Below are 16211 nucleotides of genomic sequence, written 5' to 3' on the forward strand. Positions count from 1 at the left end.
CTGGTTTAGACGCTTGGAACACGACACCGACGACAAAATTCTCTGTAAAGTGTAATTCAGCATGCCCCTAGAGCCGGTATAGAACTAGAAGAAGCATAATCAACAGGTTGCTGTTTTTTATAGTAGTAGAATTTCACAGCTAGTTTAGATGTCACCAGTACGAAGATAGCTTCAGAAATGAAAGAGGTGATATATTAAATGAATGAAATATAGAATGGTTGTTTATTATGCTGGTGTGTGCAGTAGTACCTATGACCGAGGAGACTCAACTAGAGGCACGGCTCGAAGAGCAAGACACGTTCGAACCGCCAGAATCGTTCGTCGAGCAGGCAAACGTCTCTGAGGAGGAAATTTACGAAGAGTTCGATGAGCCGGAGGCATGGGAGCGCGCAGCCGAGTTACTGGAGTGGGAATCCGGCTGGGACGAGGTACTAGATGATAGCGACGAGCCGTTCTACGAGTGGTTCTGTGGTGGAGAGGTAAATGCCTCGTTCAACTGCGTTGACCGCCATCTTGCGGACCGTGGTGACGAGACAGCAATCGACTGGGTCGGTGAGCTTGGCGAGACACGGACCTACACATACGAGGAACTGCACCGCGAGGTCAACGAGTTCGCCGCGGCACTCCGGGCACAGGGCGTCGAGGAAGACGATATTGTGACGCTGTATCTGCCAATGGTCCCCGAGCTCCCAGTCGCAATGCTGGCATGTGCTCGTATCGGTGCGCCACACTCCGTCGTCTTCGCCGGCTTCTCGGCGGACGCGCTCGCCGAGCGGATGAACGCTGCCGACTCGGAGACGCTGGTTACCTGTGACGGCTACTACCGTCGCGGTGACGCACTCGACCACCTCTCGAAAGCCCGTGATGGACTGGCAGCTACTGAGAATGATGTAACCACCATCGTTGTCGACCGACTCGGTGACGAGGCCGACACCACAGTTGCCGACGACGAACACGTATACAGTGACCTCCTCAACGCTCACGAGGAGACAACAGTGGAACCGGTCACACGCGACGCCGAAGATATGCTCTTTTTGATGTACACCTCGGGGACAACAGGCAAACCCAAAGGGGTAAAACACACGACCGGCGGCTACCTCTCGTATGCTGCCTGGACGAGTCACGCAGTGCTCGATATCAAACCCGAGGATACGTACTGGTGTTCGGCCGATATCGGCTGGATTACCGGACACTCCTATATTGTCTATGGCCCGCTCGCGCTCGGCACGACGACGGTTATGTACGAAGGAACACCGGATTACCCTGAGAAGGACCGACTGTGGGACATCGTCGAGGAGTACGACGTGACACAGCTGTACACTGCGCCAACAGCCATTCGGGCATTCATGAAGTGGGGACCGGAGTACCCTGACCGCCATGACCTTTCTTCGCTTCGATTGCTCGGGACAGTAGGCGAACCAATTAACCCCCGTGCCTGGAAGTGGTATTACACACATATCGGGAGCGAAGAGTGTCCCGTTGTGGACACGTGGTGGCAGACTGAGACGGGCGGGATGATGATAACAACGCTGCCGGCAGTTGGGACGATGAAACCCGGCTCAGCAGGACGACCCCTGCCGGGAGTCAGCGCCGACATCGTCGATGCTGCCGGTGAGCCAGTCGAGGCCGGTCGTGCGGGCTATCTCGTCGTCAACAAACCCTGGCCCGGAATGCTCCGGACACTGTACAACAACGACGAGCGTTTCATCAACGAGTACTGGGACGAGTACTCCGTCCGTGAGCGCGACCAGTGGGTCTACTCACCCGAAGACGGCGCAAAAATCGACGACGACGGGTATATCACGATTCTTGGCCGTGTCGATGACGTGCTCAACGTCTCCGGGCACCGGCTTGGGACGATGGAAATCGAGTCAGCAATCGTTGGCGTCGAAGGGGTTGCCGAGGCCGCCATTGTCGGCGGCGACCACGAAATGAAAGGCGAGGCTGTTTATGCCTACGTCATCACCGAAGAGGGACAGACCGAAAACGAGTCATTCCGAGCAGAGATTGTCGAAGCTGTCGAGAGCGCCATCGGCCCGATTGCCCGCCCCGAAGCGGTTGTATTTACGCCAGAGTTACCCAAAACCCGCTCGGGCAAGATTATGCGCCGCCTGCTGGAAGATATTGCAAACGGCGACAGCATCGGGAATACGAGTACACTTCGCAACCCCGATGTCGTCGACGACATCCAGCACAAAGTACAGCACGACTAAGCGCAAGCGACTCAGTATCGACGACCGAACACGATAGTGCGAAGAAACAAATCAGTCGACTTCATCATTGCCATTAGACACGATGTACGACCGTATTCTCATCCCGACCGACGGTAGCAACGTTGCACAAGCAGCAGTCGACCACGCGCTCAGTATCGCAAAGCAGTATGACGCCGAGGTTCACGCGCTGTTCGTCGCTGACACAGATGCAATTGCGTACGGGCTGGGCGCTGAAGAAGTTGACCGCGTTCGTGCCGGAGAGTTCGACGGCATGGACGATCTTGATGAGGATGCCACGGCAGCAACAGGCCACGTCGCAGCGCTGAGCGAAGAACATGGGCTTGTGGTTCACGAGCACCACGCCGGCGGGAAACCGCATCGAGTAATTAGCAACCACGCCGAAGATGAGAATATCGACCTTGTCGTCATGGGAAGCCACGGCCGCGCTGGTGTTAGGCGTGCCCTCCTTGGGAGCGTAACCGAACGGACGCTTCGCTCAACGGACGTACCAGTTCTTGTTGTCGATTATCGTGGTGTAGAAGACGACGAAGAAGCTGAGCACAGCGAGAGCGACAACGTCGAAAGCTAACCGGATACGGGGACTTACTCGGCCCGGTCGATGTCGAGTTCGTCTTCGATATCACGTACCCACTCGGATTCTGAGAGCTCTTCCATTTGCTCACGGAAGTGGCGCTCACAGACGCCGACACGGATACCTTCCCGCTCGACGACGATATCTGCACTCGACTCACAGTAGTGACATTCCATACAGGTACCTATACGGGTTCCGCATAATTGAACCCTGCGGCTTTGCCGCTACTTACGAGATATTCTCCAGAACCCCGGACCGGGACATTTTACTCGTTGCTGTTCCGTCGTCAGTGTATGATACTCTCAGATGGGGATATCCTCAGTCGGCTCGAATCAGGGGAGCTAGTTATCGAACCGCTCGACGACATCGATCTGCAGGTACAGCCTGCAAGTGTCGACCTCCGGCTTGGAAGAGAGTTTCTGGAGTTCGAACACACGAACATCCCCTGTATCCATCCCCAGAGTGAGTCGGAAATCGCGGAGTACGTTACCGAAACGGTCGTCGACGAGGACAGCGATTTCATTCTTCATCCCGGTGATTTCGTGCTTGGGACGACAAAAGAACGCGTCGAGATACCAGCGGACCTTATTGCTCACGTCGAGGGTCGTTCCTCGCTTGGCCGTCTTGCTATTGTTGTCCACGCCACCGCCGGACTCTGTGACCCTGGGTACAAAGGACAGATTACGCTCGAACTATCCAACTTGGGCGCGGCCCCAGTCGCACTCGAACCAGGCATGCGCATCTCACAGCTGACGTTTACAGAACTGAGTTCAACAGCGGAGCGACCCTACGGTGAGGAACGTGGGTCGAAGTATCAGGACCAATCCGGCCCACAGGCCTCGCGTATCGGCGGCGACCGCGAGTTTGGCGGCGACCAGTAAGTGCTGGCAACCTCAATCGGGGTCACCGTCTCATTGTCGGGGCCAGTTTCTGGACGGAACGGAGCGATAGCGCTGTACCGAAAACAGCTATCAGTTGGCTGGACGGAAAGTATTCTCATGCATGATATTTTGGACCATACATATATGTTGGACAGAGCGAACTGAATACCATGGGGCAAGCGAGTCTACCGCCATCAGTGACCTACGAAGAGCGGGGAAATGTCGGTGTCTGGAACATCACGTCTGCAGCGTCGTATCTGTCAGACACAGAAAAGCGAGAACAAGGTGAGATTCATTTTCGAGAACAGGCGTCACGTTCAGAGATGAACGGAACGGTAGTCAAATTCGAGAACGCAGAGAAACTCGGCTCAGAGATTCGCGGTTCACTTGACCACATCAACGAGGAATGGTCGCGATTAGCAGAAGAAGTAGACATCGAACGGCTGGCTTACGTCGCTGATGGCATGATGGCAACAACGGTAAAAATGAATATCGAAGCGGATGTTTCGACTGAGTCTTTTGACTCGATCGAGGATGCTGTCTCATGGTGTGAGAGTGAGTAAGACAGGGGCGATTAGCAGGAAATCTTACGGAGTAAGGCGGCAGAACGAAACGATTCACGTAAATTGGGACCATCGAACGGCCGAGAACGGGCCGTAATAGGTCTGACGCGTTTTTTGTGTTTGTTTCGAGTTGGTTAGCTAGACCAACGTAGGCCATCCGTGTGCACAAGAACCAATTAATAAGGGGGTTGCCACGGAACAAGTACCAAATGAAATTCATCGAGGAACTCGTCGTTGAAGAGTTTCTGCCGACCTTCCGATCAATGTTGGCCGAGGACCTCAGACAACGAGGACGCACGCAAAACGAAGTCGCAGACTTGCTCGGGATCAGCCAGAGCGCCGTCTCGAAGTACGTACACGGCGAAGTCGACCGGAACGAGACACTTCTTAACGAGCCACAGGTTGAAGAACTCGTCGAGCGGTTGGCGGCGGGACTTACCACAGGCGACCTGACACCAGTAGATGCACTTGTTGAGGCAGAGGTATGTATCCGGCAGCTCGAACGGGGCGGGAGGCTGGCCGAACTCCATGCGGAAGCGGTTCCCGGCCTCGCTGACGAGGGGCACTTCGATATCCACGACCCCGATAGCCGGCTTCGAGAAGCCGGGCAAGTCCGGGCATCAGTTCGCCATGGCTTGCGCGTCATCCGAAATACCGAGGGGTTCGCCCGTCTGATTCCGGCTGTCGGGTCGAACCTCGTTGAGTCGCTTTCCTCAGCCCAGACTATCGAAGACGTGGCGGCCGTGCCAGGGCGTATACTCGATGTACACGGTGAGATTACGATTCCGGGTGAGCCTGAGTTCGGTGTCAGCCAACACGTTGCAAGCGTCCTTCTCGCGACCCTACAACACGGGAGCGGCCTGCGAGCGGCAGTGAACGTTACGTACGACGAATCGCTTCTCGATGAGCTTGCCGACGCTGGTGCTGTCACCGCCGAGTTCGACGCCGAGGCAGACCGAGACGAAGCAATCGGGGCTGCACTCGAAACGACACCTGAGGCGGACGTGCTTTACCAGACAGGCGGGTACGGTATCGAGCCAATTATCTACGTTCTCGGGACGGATGCGCCGGCCGTCGCGACGCGGCTCCGAGAGGTTACCGGCCACCAGTGAAACATGGCGGAGCCGGAACTGAGTGCTAGCTTCTATGGCACCGCTGCAGGTCTGTACGACCTCGTGGCGACAGCGCCGGGTGTCATGTCTTGGCGGCGGCGTACCGTCGAAACACTTGGTGTATCAGCCGGTGATACGGTCGTCGAGATGGGCTGTGGAACCGGTGCAAACATGCCATTCTTGCGCGAGCAGGTCGGCAGCGACGGACGCGTTGTTGGTGTTGACCTCGTTCCAGCGATGCTCCAAGAGGCACAGAACAGAATCGAGCGTGCAGGCTGGAAAAACGTCCACGTTGTCGAAGGCGACGCGACGCAGCCACCGGTCGACACAGCAGACGCGCTCGTTTCGACGTTCGTTGTCGGGATGCTCGATGACCCGGCCGGAGCTACCAGAGAGTGGCTTGACTGTGTCTCACCGGGCGGTCGCGTGACGTTGCTGAACGCGGGACGGAGCCCGCGAGCAGTTACAGCGCCGCTCAATCTGGGACTCCGACTGTTCGTCAGAGTTGCCGCCCCCGGCCGTCGGCTCAGCCTTACGTCCCCAACCAGAGAACTCGAACGTCGATGGGCGGAGGCTCGGGACGCACTGTTCGAAGCCGGTATTGACCAGCATGAGGAACGACTCGGCCTCGGACTGGTTCCGTTGATGAGTGTACGCGTCCCCGAATAAGCCAACTCTTTTGCTCCGAGAGATTGCTGGACAACGACAACGAACAGCTCAAACAGTGAGCGACACGTCTGACATGTCCAAAAACGCGGTTTCATAGCCAGAGTGACGTGCAACTTGTGGCGGTGAGTCGACAACAATTGTCAGGTCATCACCAGACATGATACTGTCAACAGTCGCGCCGTAGTGATAACCACGGTCCGGACCAACGGCCGTCGATAGCGGCCCATCGAAGACGGTGGTTCCGTCGCGTTCGATGGTCGCCGAGAGCGACATGAGAGGCAAGAAGTACTGGTTGTATGGGGTCCGTGGAGAGACGGTCAGATACGTTCCGTCGGCGTTTTCGCTAGCTGTGAAGACAACCACGGCGTCGGCATTCGTCCCCGTTCCGAGAAGTTGCCCCGGCAGTTCGTCTTTCGGTGGAGCGACTGCGACTGGCTGCATCGACATCTCCATTGGGGGGAGTGCATCCGGTTCGCCACGACTTTCGAGCGGTTGTGCACCACGTGGTTCAATGGGGATTTCGTTGCGCGTGCTCCGTGTGAAATCGAGTGAAAATTGTGCCGTAATAGGGTCTTTCGAGCGGTCCTCAAGTGCACCAAGCCGTTGTACAGTTGGTTTCCCGGAATCGATAACGAAAGAGTACTCTTCTTGGCTCGGCAGAAGAAAGTTATCGCCGAAATGGATACCCATCTGCTGTGAGAGCATTGGCCACATCGCTCGTTGTGTGAGTTTTTCGTCATCACGTTTGACAGTAACCTGCAGCCCGGAATCGACTGGCAGCACCGTTCCTGTTTCGGTATCCCAGACGGAAGCCATCAAGTGAATTGAGTTGTAACTGTCTTCGACTGCCACCCGCTTTGTCTGATTGCCAGTTACTGTCCAGAATCGCTTTGCGTACGTATATGAGAGTCCGATGGTTCTGTCGCCCTTCTGTGCAGTGCCAATCATCGCCATACCCTTGCGATGTGCCTGATGATAGACAGCATTGGAACGACTCCACGGAGGAGACGGCGAATCAAACTGTGAGTCAGAGTCTGCATCCGAATCTCCAGAGGAACCTCCAACGAGACACCCAGACAGCGCGCCAGCGGCTGCGACGCCGCTGGCTCGTAACAGGTCTCTCCGATTCATATACTTGAGATACACAACGCTTCACATTAACAACTCTGGTATAGCCCTCGAATGACAGCAGAGTGCCGACCGCATCTCAAATCGCCGGGAGCGCGCGCATGTCGCGCGGTGGCACCAGAAAGTTCCCCCGTCTGCGGACGAAAATGTACTGCAAAATCCCGTTACCGTGATTTTGCCCGACGCCGTTGCCAGCAAGCGCCCCGCCGGCCATCGCTTTTCGGGTTCGCACGAAGTCGGCTATTGTCTGCTGGTGTGAAAGGAAGTGAACGCCCGGTCTGTCGCCGTCAACCGTATTGAAGTCTCGACGAAGCAACAGTGGTTCGCCATCTTCGCGTGCCCGTGCTGCTTTCTGTGCGTGGCCAATGACACCCTCGTTTCGGGCATCTGTCGAGGTCTGCTGGGCAATGTCACCTGCGACACCCGTTGATGTCCCAAGTTTCTCGCCAATGTTGCCAACCAGTTCGTCGCTTGCGTGCTCGGGGCTAAACAGCTTTGCGACCCGTTGGAAGTGATTATCTTGTTCGAACCACGTCTTTAGCTGAACAGTTAACGATTCGACGTGTGTCGTGGTGCCACCCTCGTACGGGCCTGAAGCAACCGTGACACGATCTTCGGACGCCTGACTCTCCGCAAACCCAGATTTGAATCCCATAAAGAAGGGGGCGTCTTCTGGCAGTTCATCGGGAACACCACCAACTGCTTTGCCTTTCGATTTGGGCAGACCGGGACCGACGAAGCCGGTACGTCGTGGCTCACCACGTTGAAAAATTCCGTCGAGCGTCGCTTCCATTTCGACATCGTTTGGGGCCGAAACTGCACCGAGCAGTGCTTCTTCAGCTTCGAGGACAACATCTGGTCTGTTACTGGCGAGGTGAACCATCGCATCGAAAGAATCGAACGCGGGATCCTCGTCACTCGTCAGCGCTGTCGGTGCAGGAATCGGTGACTCCGCTCCCACCGTCTCGAAGTACGATGGCGTGTAGCCGACAGTAAATAACAATCCTTCAGAGTCGTATGCGTACGCAGATTCGAGCGACCGAAATGCCGATTCGACAGTCGCGCTGTCGTCTTCGTTGGGGTCGGTGACAAGATTCAGCGGGACCAAGACTCGGTGTGCCGGCGGACGGAGGTTTCCGTGCTCGTCTTCGCCGAGAACAGCATTCCACGCGTGTTGTCGGGCCGGTCGCTTGGCAGGGTCACCCTGTGGAACCGCCTGCGTCTCGGTCGACTCCTGTTCGTCGAGACAGGCCGAAAGCGCTGCCATTCCACCCGTCGCAACGAGCATTTGGAAGTACTCGCGTCGGGAGAGTTCTCGGGCCTTGTCGGTCATCCTGTCTCGTGAGACGGCTTCCATCTATTTTCGGCTTCTGGTGTGTGTATCGAATGCCCGCTGGTCGTATCGGGGGGGTAGTTCCCCACCGGCCGCAGTTCGATTGGGAGCAATTTTGAGTGCCGAGATAGAAGTAATTCGTATGGGAATTGCGGTTACGGGCCATGAGGACGCGACGGTCACACTTGCAGTGGCACTGTCGGCGCTCAGGGAATGCACTGACCCCAAAGCAGTTATCGACGACGCACAGGAGTGGAGCCGTCACCTCGTCATCGTCGACCGGAGCCCGATGGCTGTAAAGGAGTTTGCTGAGGACCACAACATCGACTGGGAGTTCGAATACGATGGTGACAAATGGGAGACGATGGAGCGCCTTCGAACGACGACAGAAACTTCGAGACACGTCTTTGTTGGCGTGACCGATGGCGACCGCTCGGTTGCGATGCATCTCGACTGGGAGTACCAACCCCTCGAAGAGGCCGCTGCCGATGCGGACTGGGAACTGAAGCGAAACGCCTCTGTGGGCGGGCTCGGGGAGCGCCTCGCCGAACTCTGGCCGTTTTGAGCCGTCAAGAACTGCTTTCCTCCCAGTGAAAACGCGTTTCTCGGCTTCAGCCCTAGTAACGGACTGCTCTGTCGCTGCTGGCAGTTCCGCACTGTAATATATATGTGTGCCGGTCCGTGTGAACACCCATGCGCGCAGCAATCCTCCGTGAGTACGGGGAGCCACTCGATATCACGACAGTCCCGAAACCAGAGCCGGACACAGATGGTGTAGTCGTCGAAGTCAAAGCCTGTGGGCTCTGCAGGAGCGACTGGCACGCTTGGCAAGGGCACGGAGAGTGGAACAACGACCGTGTGCCAACGGGGCAGATTCTCGGACACGAACCCGCAGGAACGGTCGTTGCTGTCGGCGACGACGTTGAACGAGTCTCGCAAGGCGACAATGTGGTTGTCCCCTTTTCGCTTGGCGACGGTACCTGTCAGCACTGTCAGTCAGGTCACGGCAACGTCTGTGCTGATGGACTTGCGCTGGGGTTCGAACCTGACGCCCCTGGCGCATTCGCCGAACAGGTTCCAGTTCCGGCCGTCGACTACAACGCTGTCGACCTACCCGATGGACTCAGCCCACGGGATGGGGCCGTTCTGGGGTGTCGATACATGACCGCGTACCACGGTCTCGCCGACCGTGTCGCCCTTACTGGCGGCGACTGGCTCGCAGTTCACGGCTGTGGTGGTGTTGGTCTCTCAGCCGTGCAACTTGGCGACGCCATGGGTGCACAAGTACTCGCCGTCGACCCGAACGAGAGCGCTCGGGAGCGGGCGACCGACCTCGGTGCGACCGCAACGGTCGACCCCTCGAAGCGAGACCCAGTGACAGCAATTCGCGAGCGAACCGGCGGGGCGGACGTCTCGGTCGATGCACTCGGTGTCGCAGAAACGTGTCGGAACTCAGTCCGCTGTCTCCGGAAGCGTGGCACGCATCTCCAACTCGGGTTGACGACAGACAAGGAACGTGGTGTGGTGTCCCTGCCAACGGACTGGATGACCCGCTGGGAGATTACGTTCGTCGGGTCTCGTGGGATGCCTCCGACACGCTACGGCACATTGTTCGAGTTCATTACGACAAGCGATGTCGACCCCGGTGCGCTTGTCGGTCGTGAGGTGACACTCGAATCGGTATCCGAACGGCTGGCCGCGATGGGCACCTACGACACCGATGGGGTCGAAGTCGTGACCGCGTTTTGACCAACCACGTTAGAGCAGATACTGGTCGGTGTCGGCACTCATATCGGTAAACTCGTCAGCAGCGTCAGCGAGCGTATCGGCCGTCGATTCCTCGAAGCAGTATACCTCCACGCGGACCCCTTCGTGCTGAAGGTGACGGATTAGACGGGTGAAATCACCATCGCCGGTACAGAGCGCGATGGTGTCAACGTGGTTTGCGAGCGTAATTGCATCAAGGCTGATACCAACATCCCAGTCTGCCTTTTTCGACCCGTCAGCAAAAGTTCGTATTTCCTTGATTCGTGTCTCAAAGCCAATATCGACAAGAGCATCGAAAAATGACTCTTCTTCGTCAGCGTCGGCGCGGATGACATACGCAATAGCGCGGGTCAAGCGCCGGTCGTCGACTGCTGACTCAAGTAGTGCAGTATAATCGATATTCCGAGTGTAGATACTCTGTGCGGAATGATAGAGGTTCTGCGAATCCGCAAGAACCGCCACCCGCTGTGCAGGGTGAATCTCTGCCATACACAGGTATTAACGGGCCAGCGTGAAAGTAATTGGCTAACTTCTCTTGGCTCAGAAACGAGATTACAGCGAACGGAGCCGTTCAATGCGTTTCTCAGTTGGCGGGTGGCTGGCAAAGAGCGTCCCGAGAAGGCCGCGCTCGCCGCCGAAAATACACAGTGCACTGACGTTCTCTTTGGCCTGCATTTCGTTACCCTTGGCACCGGCACTGATTTTCTCAAGCGCGCGGGCCATTGCATCGGGATTGCGGGTGTACTCTGCGGCTTCCTCGTCGGCAACGTACTCACGGTACCGTGAGATAGCCATCAGGAAGACCGTTACAATCATCTGGGCGACCATGCTGGCGACCCAACCGACCATGATGCTCGCGATGTCACGCTCACCGCGGAACGCGACGACGAGGTAGACAATCCAGCCGACCATGGCCGCGAGTGACTGACCCATTACCATCATAACCGTATCGCGGTTCTTGATGTGGGCAAGTTCGTGAGCGATGACGCCTTCGAGTTCGTCTTGTTCGAGGATATCAATAATCTCACTCGAGACGACCACGATACCGTCCGCCTTGCGACCGACAGCGAAGGCATTTGGCACGCCCATTTCGGCGACCATTAGTTTGGGTTTCTCTATCCCCATCTCGTCACAGAGTCGTTCTGTCGAGCGATGGATTTCGTCAAACCGATACCCTGCCTCTCTCCGTTCGGGCATCTCTTCGGCCCCAACACCACGGACCGCAGACCACCGACCGAACTTATAGAGGATGAACGGATAGCCGACCATCCCCAGACTCAACAGAATAAGTACTGTTGGCCCTGTACCAAACGACGTCAGGACGAATCCGGCGACAGCCAAGTAGAGACCAAAGAGAAAGGTCCCGACGACTGCCATCCGAACTTTTAGTTGTGTGTGTCCAACCATCAGGGTAATATAGGATGTCATCACTCAAAAAGTAACCGTTCGAACACCCACGAAACGTAACCAGTTGCCGACAGCAGGCGGCCGGTTACCAGTAGTAGCGGGACGTGATATTTGCATTAAATATGTGCGAACAGGCAAGATTGTTCCGTCGAGAGATAAGCCACAACAGATAAGTTCAGCGAGTTTCTGTACAGTAAATATGAGCCGCACCCTGTCGTCCCGAGATAGCAAAACAGGGAGCCTTGCGGCCGTCGACTCGAAAGCTAAACGCCCGCAGTGAGTCGGTTCGCGGCAGGTCTGGCGCACCTGTCACGGGTCATTTTCTTTTGCTTCGAGACGACCAGTCTTCGAACTATCCAGACACACACCATAGAGACAGATGACACAATCCACTGCGGACCCATTTGCCGGCGTATACCCGGCGATGTGCACGCCGTTTCACGACGACAGGAGTATCGATTTCGAAACACTGCGGACCGACGCTCGGCGACTCGAATCGGCCGGCGTCGACGGCCTCGTCCCGATGGGGTCGACAGGCGAGTCCGCCACCGTCAGCCACGACGAGCATATCGAGGTCATCGAGACAGTCGTCGATGCTGTCGACGTGCCCGTCATCGCCGGCACAGGCTCGAACAACACCGAGGAAGCCCTTTCACTCTCTCAGCGGGCAGCTAGCGCTGGTGTAGATGCGCTCTTGCTCATCGCTCCGTACTACAACAGACCCCAACAACGCGGCCTCCAAGAGCACTACAGAACAATAGCCGATGCAGTCGACTTGCCACAGATTATCTACAACGTCCCCTCCCGGACTGGTCGCAACATCGACGCCGATATTGTCGTCGACCTGGCCAGCCACGAGCACATTCAGGGGTACAAGGCCGCCGGCGGAGACCTCGGACAGATAGGTGAGATTATTGAGCGGACCCACAACGAGCAGTTCGCTGTGCTCTCAGGAAACGACAGCGAGACGCTTCCCATTCTCTCGGTTGGTGGCACCGGCTGTATCAGTGTGGCCGCAAACATCGAGCCCCGGCGGATGTCCGCACTTGTTGGGGCCGCGTTGGCGGGCGATTTTGCCCGCGCACGGCAACAACATCAAGAACTTGGCCCACTTTTCCGGACGCTTTTCGTCGAGACAAATCCCGTCCCAGTCAAGACAGCAATGGAGCTACGGGGAGACGGTCACGGAAGGCTTCGTCCACCGCTTGCCCCGCTCAGTGAGGAGCACAGAGCTCAGGTCGAATCGGTCCTTTCAGCGTATGACCAACCCACACAGGAGGCGGTGAGCGACTGATGACACAGACACAACTCGCCGTCAACGGCGCAGTCGGGCGGATGGGACAAACCATCAGAGACACAGCAACAACCCGCGATGACGTTTCGGTGGCTCTTGGGGTTAGTCCAACCACCGACACAGAGAGTGACCATCCAATTGTTGCTCCCACAGACCGTCAGGATGCACTCAAGACACGCGACATCGACGTAGTCGTGGATTTCTCGACAGCCGATGCAGTCGAACCGCTCGCCAGAGACTGTACCGCAACCGACGTTGCCCTCGTAAGCGGAACAACCGGGCTAGACGAGGAGACACGCGAGGTCCTTCAGGCGGCAAGTGAGGAGGTACCGGTCCTGCATGCGACGAACTTCTCCCGGGGCGTGGTTGCACTGCAACGCGCACTTGATAGCGCCCTCGCCGCGCTGCCAAGCTACGATATCGAACTACTCGAAACCCACCACTCAGGCAAGCAGGATGCACCAAGCGGGACCGCGACGACGCTACTGGAGACAGTCGCTGACCACCGTGACGTGGCGTCGGTCCACGGTCGAAACGGGGAGCAACAACGCGAGGACGGTGAAGTCGGTGTCTTTTCTCGTCGAGCGGGAACCGTCCGCGGCGAACACGAGATACTGCTGGCCGATAACGACGAAGCCCTCACACTTACCCACCGCGCGGAGTCCCGGGGTGTCTTTGCTGTGGGTGCTCTCGACGCAAGCCACTGGCTTGCCGGTCGGCTGGCTGGCAGGTATAGCGTTGTGGACGTATTTGCTGACACGACAAACGGAGACGAAACATGACAACACTACAATCAGATATCGACGACCGCTGGGAGCAGTACCGTGATGATGACCACGAAATAGATGTCACCCATGAGGACCAAGCCATGCTTGAAACATTCCTCGACGCGCTCCAGACGGGCGAGGTCCGGGCCGCCAAGCGGGTCGACGGCGAGTGGCAGGCAAACGAGTGGGTAAAGCGGGGTATCCTGCTCAACTTCGCGCTGCGGTCTATCTCGCAGTGGGAGTACGGGAATGTCACCTACAATGATGTGTTACCGCTTGCCGACACAGCCGCGTTAGCGGACCGAGGGACGCGAAATACACCAGATGGGACGGTTCTTCGGCGCGGAGCACATATCGGAAGTGACGTTATACTGATGAGTCCGGCGTTCGTCAATATCGGTGCGTTCGTCGGCAACGAAACGCTTGTCGACTCCTGTGATACTGTCGGCTCCTGTGCACAGATTGGGGAAGGTGTGAAACTCGGCGCGAACACACTGGTCGGCGGTGTGCTCGAACCAGTCGAAGAGTCACCAGTTATCATCGAAGACGGTGTCACACTCGGCGCAGGCTGTCGCGTGACGTCAGGATTTGTTGTTGGTGAGAACTCGGTTGTCGGCGAGAACACGCTGTTGACGCCCCGCATCCCGGTGTACGACCTCGTCGAAGAGGAGATTCAGTACGGTCACCTCCCCCCCGAACGCCGAGCGTTCAGTCGGTACGTCGAATCCAGTATTGGTGAACACGAACTCTTCGATGGCGGTGCATACAAGCCGGCAGTCGTCGCGACCCATCTCGAAGACGAAACTGTCGACGCAGTCGAACGGGAGGGTGCCCTCCGCGACCAACAATGACCGGGTCGTCGCCGGCAGTTCGCCGTCTCTCTGACTGGGACCACGACAAGCTGCTAACCCTGGCCGACGAGTACGGCACGCCGTTGTACGTGCTCGACGAGAACCGCGTCCGTGCAAACTACCGTCGGTTTACGAAGGCGTTCCCCGACGCCCACGTCATGTACGCCGCAAAAACCCACACTGGCCGGGCAGTACTCTCGACGCTCCTCGACGCCGGCGCAGATATCGAGTGTGCTGCACGCGGGGAACTGCAACGAGCAATCGACGCCGGCGCAGACCCGAACACAGTGCAGTACACCGCAGTCAACCCGCCAGATATTGACCTGTCGTATGCCGCCGACCTCGGGACCGATAATCCGGGACTGACGATTACCGCCGGCGCTCAGGACACCTTTGATCGGCTCGCTGAACGTGGATACAACGGTCGTGTCGCAATCCGTGTCAACCCGGGTATCGGAACGGGCCATCACGAAAAAGTTGCTACCGGCAAGGATGCAAAGTTCGGGATTCCAGCCGACCGTGTTCCCGAAGTCGCTGCTGCAGTTGCCGAGCAGTTCGACCTCGTTGGTGTCCACGCTCACGTCGGCAGTGGCGTCCTTCACGACGACCTCGACGACCATTGCCGCGCAATCGAGAGTATCGCTGCTATCGCACGGGATGTGGAGGCAGAAACTGGCCCGCTAGAGTTTGTCGACATCGGCGGTGGTTTTGGCGTCCCATACCGTGAGGAAACTGAACCGTTAGAGATGGACACTGTGAGTGAGCGTGTCCGGGCCGCAGTAGGAGACATCGATGCGACATTGAAGCTCGAACCCGGGCGGTATATCGTCGCAGACGCCGAACTCATCTTGACGCGGGTAAACACCCGAAAGGAGACTGAGTCGGCAACGGTGATCGGGGTTGATGCATCACTGGCGACGCTGATTCGGCCTGCAATGTTCGACGCGTACCATCCGATTCGGAACGTCAGCGCCCCCGATCGCGGAGATGAGTCGGTGTCAGTCGGTGGCCCGTGCTGTACGAGCGCGGATGTGTTCTGTACGGATAGGCCGGTCTCACAGCCCGAACGTACTGATGTGCTCGCTGTCGGAAACGCCGGCGCGTATGGCTATGAGCTAGCAAATCAGTTCCACTCTCAGCCACGTCCGGCCGAAGTAGCTATCGATGGGGATGACCACCGCGTTGTCCGCCGTCGGGAGACATTAGCGGACGTGACGAAACTGGAACAGTGAACGAGAGCGCGATGATACCGACAATGAGGTTGTTCAGGACAATAACTACCCCGAGAACGACAACCCCGACCAGCCAGAGCCGCCAGCCAGGCGTGCGCTGAACGAGATTACGGTACTCCAGAAGAATAACACCGACATAGAGCACAACTGCCCCCTTCACAACGGCAATTAGGACGGGGTTGTGCGAGAGTAACAACGCCATCCAAGGGTTCGTCTCACCGGCGGCTGTCCCAACCGCAGCGTACGCGAAATACGTCGAGAGTACGTCACCGAGTCCCCACAACAAAACGAGCACGTAGACCATGCTGATGTATTCCTTTGATGCGTCGGTGGTAAACACGTCAAGGGCAGACGACTCCTCGATGAGATCCATGTTGGCTTGCATAATAGTGTCTTCGAGCA

The 16211-nt window shown here is 57.3% G+C and carries 18 protein-coding genes; 12 read left to right on the forward strand and 6 right to left on the reverse strand.

Features of this window, described 5'->3' with window-relative positions:
* Window positions 1–251 precede the first annotated feature (251 nt).
* Window positions 252–2213: an acetate--CoA ligase gene (gene acs, locus N5098_RS06340; RefSeq protein WP_267636884.1), complete on the forward strand. Its 1962-nt coding sequence runs from the start codon at window positions 252–254 to the stop codon at window positions 2211–2213.
* Between the two features lie 82 nt (window positions 2214–2295).
* Window positions 2296–2802 (forward strand): universal stress protein, encoded by a 507-nt coding sequence (locus tag N5098_RS06345; protein WP_267636885.1) that lies wholly within the window; start codon window positions 2296–2298, stop codon window positions 2800–2802.
* Window positions 2803–2816: 14 nt separating this feature from the next.
* Here the strand turns inward: N5098_RS06345 and N5098_RS06350 are convergent, their stop codons facing one another.
* Window positions 2817–2981, reverse strand: a complete 165-nt coding sequence (locus N5098_RS06350; protein ID WP_267636886.1) for a DUF6757 family protein — start codon at window positions 2979–2981, stop codon at window positions 2817–2819.
* 117 nt (window positions 2982–3098) lie between these two features.
* On the opposite strand from N5098_RS06350, the gene dcd reads away from it, so the two are divergent.
* The 4 genes from dcd (at window position 3099) to N5098_RS06370 (ending at window position 6030) form a co-directional block, all read left to right on the forward strand.
* Window positions 3099–3686: a dCTP deaminase gene (dcd, locus tag N5098_RS06355; protein ID WP_267636887.1), complete on the forward strand. Its 588-nt coding sequence runs from the start codon at window positions 3099–3101 to the stop codon at window positions 3684–3686.
* 170 nt (window positions 3687–3856) lie between these two features.
* Window positions 3857–4249 (forward strand): hypothetical protein, encoded by a 393-nt coding sequence (locus N5098_RS06360; RefSeq protein ID WP_267636888.1) that lies wholly within the window; start codon window positions 3857–3859, stop codon window positions 4247–4249.
* Between the two features lie 209 nt (window positions 4250–4458).
* Window positions 4459–5361 (forward strand): thiamine-phosphate synthase family protein, encoded by a 903-nt coding sequence (locus tag N5098_RS06365; RefSeq protein WP_267636889.1) that lies wholly within the window; start codon window positions 4459–4461, stop codon window positions 5359–5361.
* Window positions 5362–5364: 3 nt separating this feature from the next.
* The gene (locus N5098_RS06370; protein WP_267636890.1) at window positions 5365–6030 is read left to right on the forward strand and encodes a class I SAM-dependent methyltransferase; all 666 of its coding nucleotides are present in this window, start codon (window positions 5365–5367) and stop codon (window positions 6028–6030) included.
* A 48-nt stretch (window positions 6031–6078) separates the two neighbouring features.
* Here N5098_RS06370 and N5098_RS06375 read toward each other — a convergent pair whose 3' ends face one another.
* Window positions 6079–7161: a twin-arginine translocation signal domain-containing protein gene (locus N5098_RS06375; protein ID WP_267636891.1), complete on the reverse strand. Its 1083-nt coding sequence runs from the start codon at window positions 7159–7161 to the stop codon at window positions 6079–6081.
* Window positions 7162–7237: 76 nt separating this feature from the next.
* A complete protein-coding gene (locus N5098_RS06380) occupies window positions 7238–8491 on the reverse strand; it encodes a DUF7405 family protein (RefSeq protein WP_267637023.1) in 1254 nt (417 codons plus the stop codon).
* A gap of 142 nt (window positions 8492–8633) precedes the next feature.
* On the opposite strand from N5098_RS06380, the gene N5098_RS06385 reads away from it, so the two are divergent.
* Window positions 8634–9056 (forward strand): DUF7124 domain-containing protein, encoded by a 423-nt coding sequence (locus N5098_RS06385; protein ID WP_267636892.1) that lies wholly within the window; start codon window positions 8634–8636, stop codon window positions 9054–9056.
* Window positions 9057–9184: 128 nt separating this feature from the next.
* A complete protein-coding gene (locus tag N5098_RS06390; RefSeq protein WP_267636893.1) occupies window positions 9185–10240 on the forward strand; it encodes a zinc-dependent alcohol dehydrogenase family protein in 1056 nt (351 codons plus the stop codon).
* 9 nt (window positions 10241–10249) lie between these two features.
* On the opposite strand, the gene N5098_RS06395 is transcribed toward N5098_RS06390, so the two are convergent.
* Together N5098_RS06395 and N5098_RS06400 are read right to left on the reverse strand one after the other, a co-directional pair.
* Entirely contained in the window at window positions 10250–10747 is a 498-nt protein-coding gene (locus N5098_RS06395) for a LabA-like NYN domain-containing protein (protein WP_267636894.1), read from the reverse strand.
* Window positions 10748–10810: 63 nt separating this feature from the next.
* Complete coding sequence (locus N5098_RS06400; protein WP_267636895.1) at window positions 10811–11665, reverse strand: M48 family metallopeptidase; 855 nt, start codon at window positions 11663–11665, stop codon at window positions 10811–10813.
* Between the two features lie 379 nt (window positions 11666–12044).
* On the opposite strand from N5098_RS06400, the gene dapA reads away from it, so the two are divergent.
* From dapA to lysA, 4 genes are read left to right on the forward strand one after another with little or no spacing between them, the layout of a single operon-like run.
* Window positions 12045–12959: a 4-hydroxy-tetrahydrodipicolinate synthase gene (dapA, locus tag N5098_RS06405; protein WP_267636896.1), complete on the forward strand. Its 915-nt coding sequence runs from the start codon at window positions 12045–12047 to the stop codon at window positions 12957–12959.
* Window positions 12959–13741 carry a 4-hydroxy-tetrahydrodipicolinate reductase gene (gene dapB / locus N5098_RS06410; RefSeq protein WP_267636897.1) on the forward strand — a complete coding sequence of 261 codons (783 nt, stop codon included), beginning with the start codon at window positions 12959–12961 and terminating at the stop codon, window positions 13739–13741. The genes dapA and dapB overlap by 1 nt, the downstream gene beginning before the upstream one ends.
* The gene (locus N5098_RS06415; protein WP_267636898.1) at window positions 13738–14577 is read left to right on the forward strand and encodes a 2,3,4,5-tetrahydropyridine-2,6-dicarboxylate N-succinyltransferase; all 840 of its coding nucleotides are present in this window, start codon (window positions 13738–13740) and stop codon (window positions 14575–14577) included. Before dapB ends, N5098_RS06415 begins: the two co-directional genes overlap by 4 nt.
* Window positions 14574–15809, forward strand: a complete 1236-nt coding sequence (gene lysA, locus N5098_RS06420) for a diaminopimelate decarboxylase (RefSeq protein ID WP_267636899.1) — start codon at window positions 14574–14576, stop codon at window positions 15807–15809. Before N5098_RS06415 ends, lysA begins: the two co-directional genes overlap by 4 nt.
* On the opposite strand, the gene N5098_RS06425 is transcribed toward lysA, so the two are convergent.
* Complete coding sequence (locus tag N5098_RS06425) at window positions 15736–16194, reverse strand: DUF5658 family protein (protein ID WP_267636900.1); 459 nt, start codon at window positions 16192–16194, stop codon at window positions 15736–15738. The two genes, lysA and N5098_RS06425, sit on opposite strands and share 74 nt — an antisense overlap.
* Between the last annotated feature and the right edge of the window lie 17 nt (window positions 16195–16211).

Source organism: Halovenus rubra (genome assembly GCF_026586665.1).
Lineage (GTDB): Archaea > Halobacteriota > Halobacteria > Halobacteriales > Haloarculaceae > Halovenus > Halovenus rubra.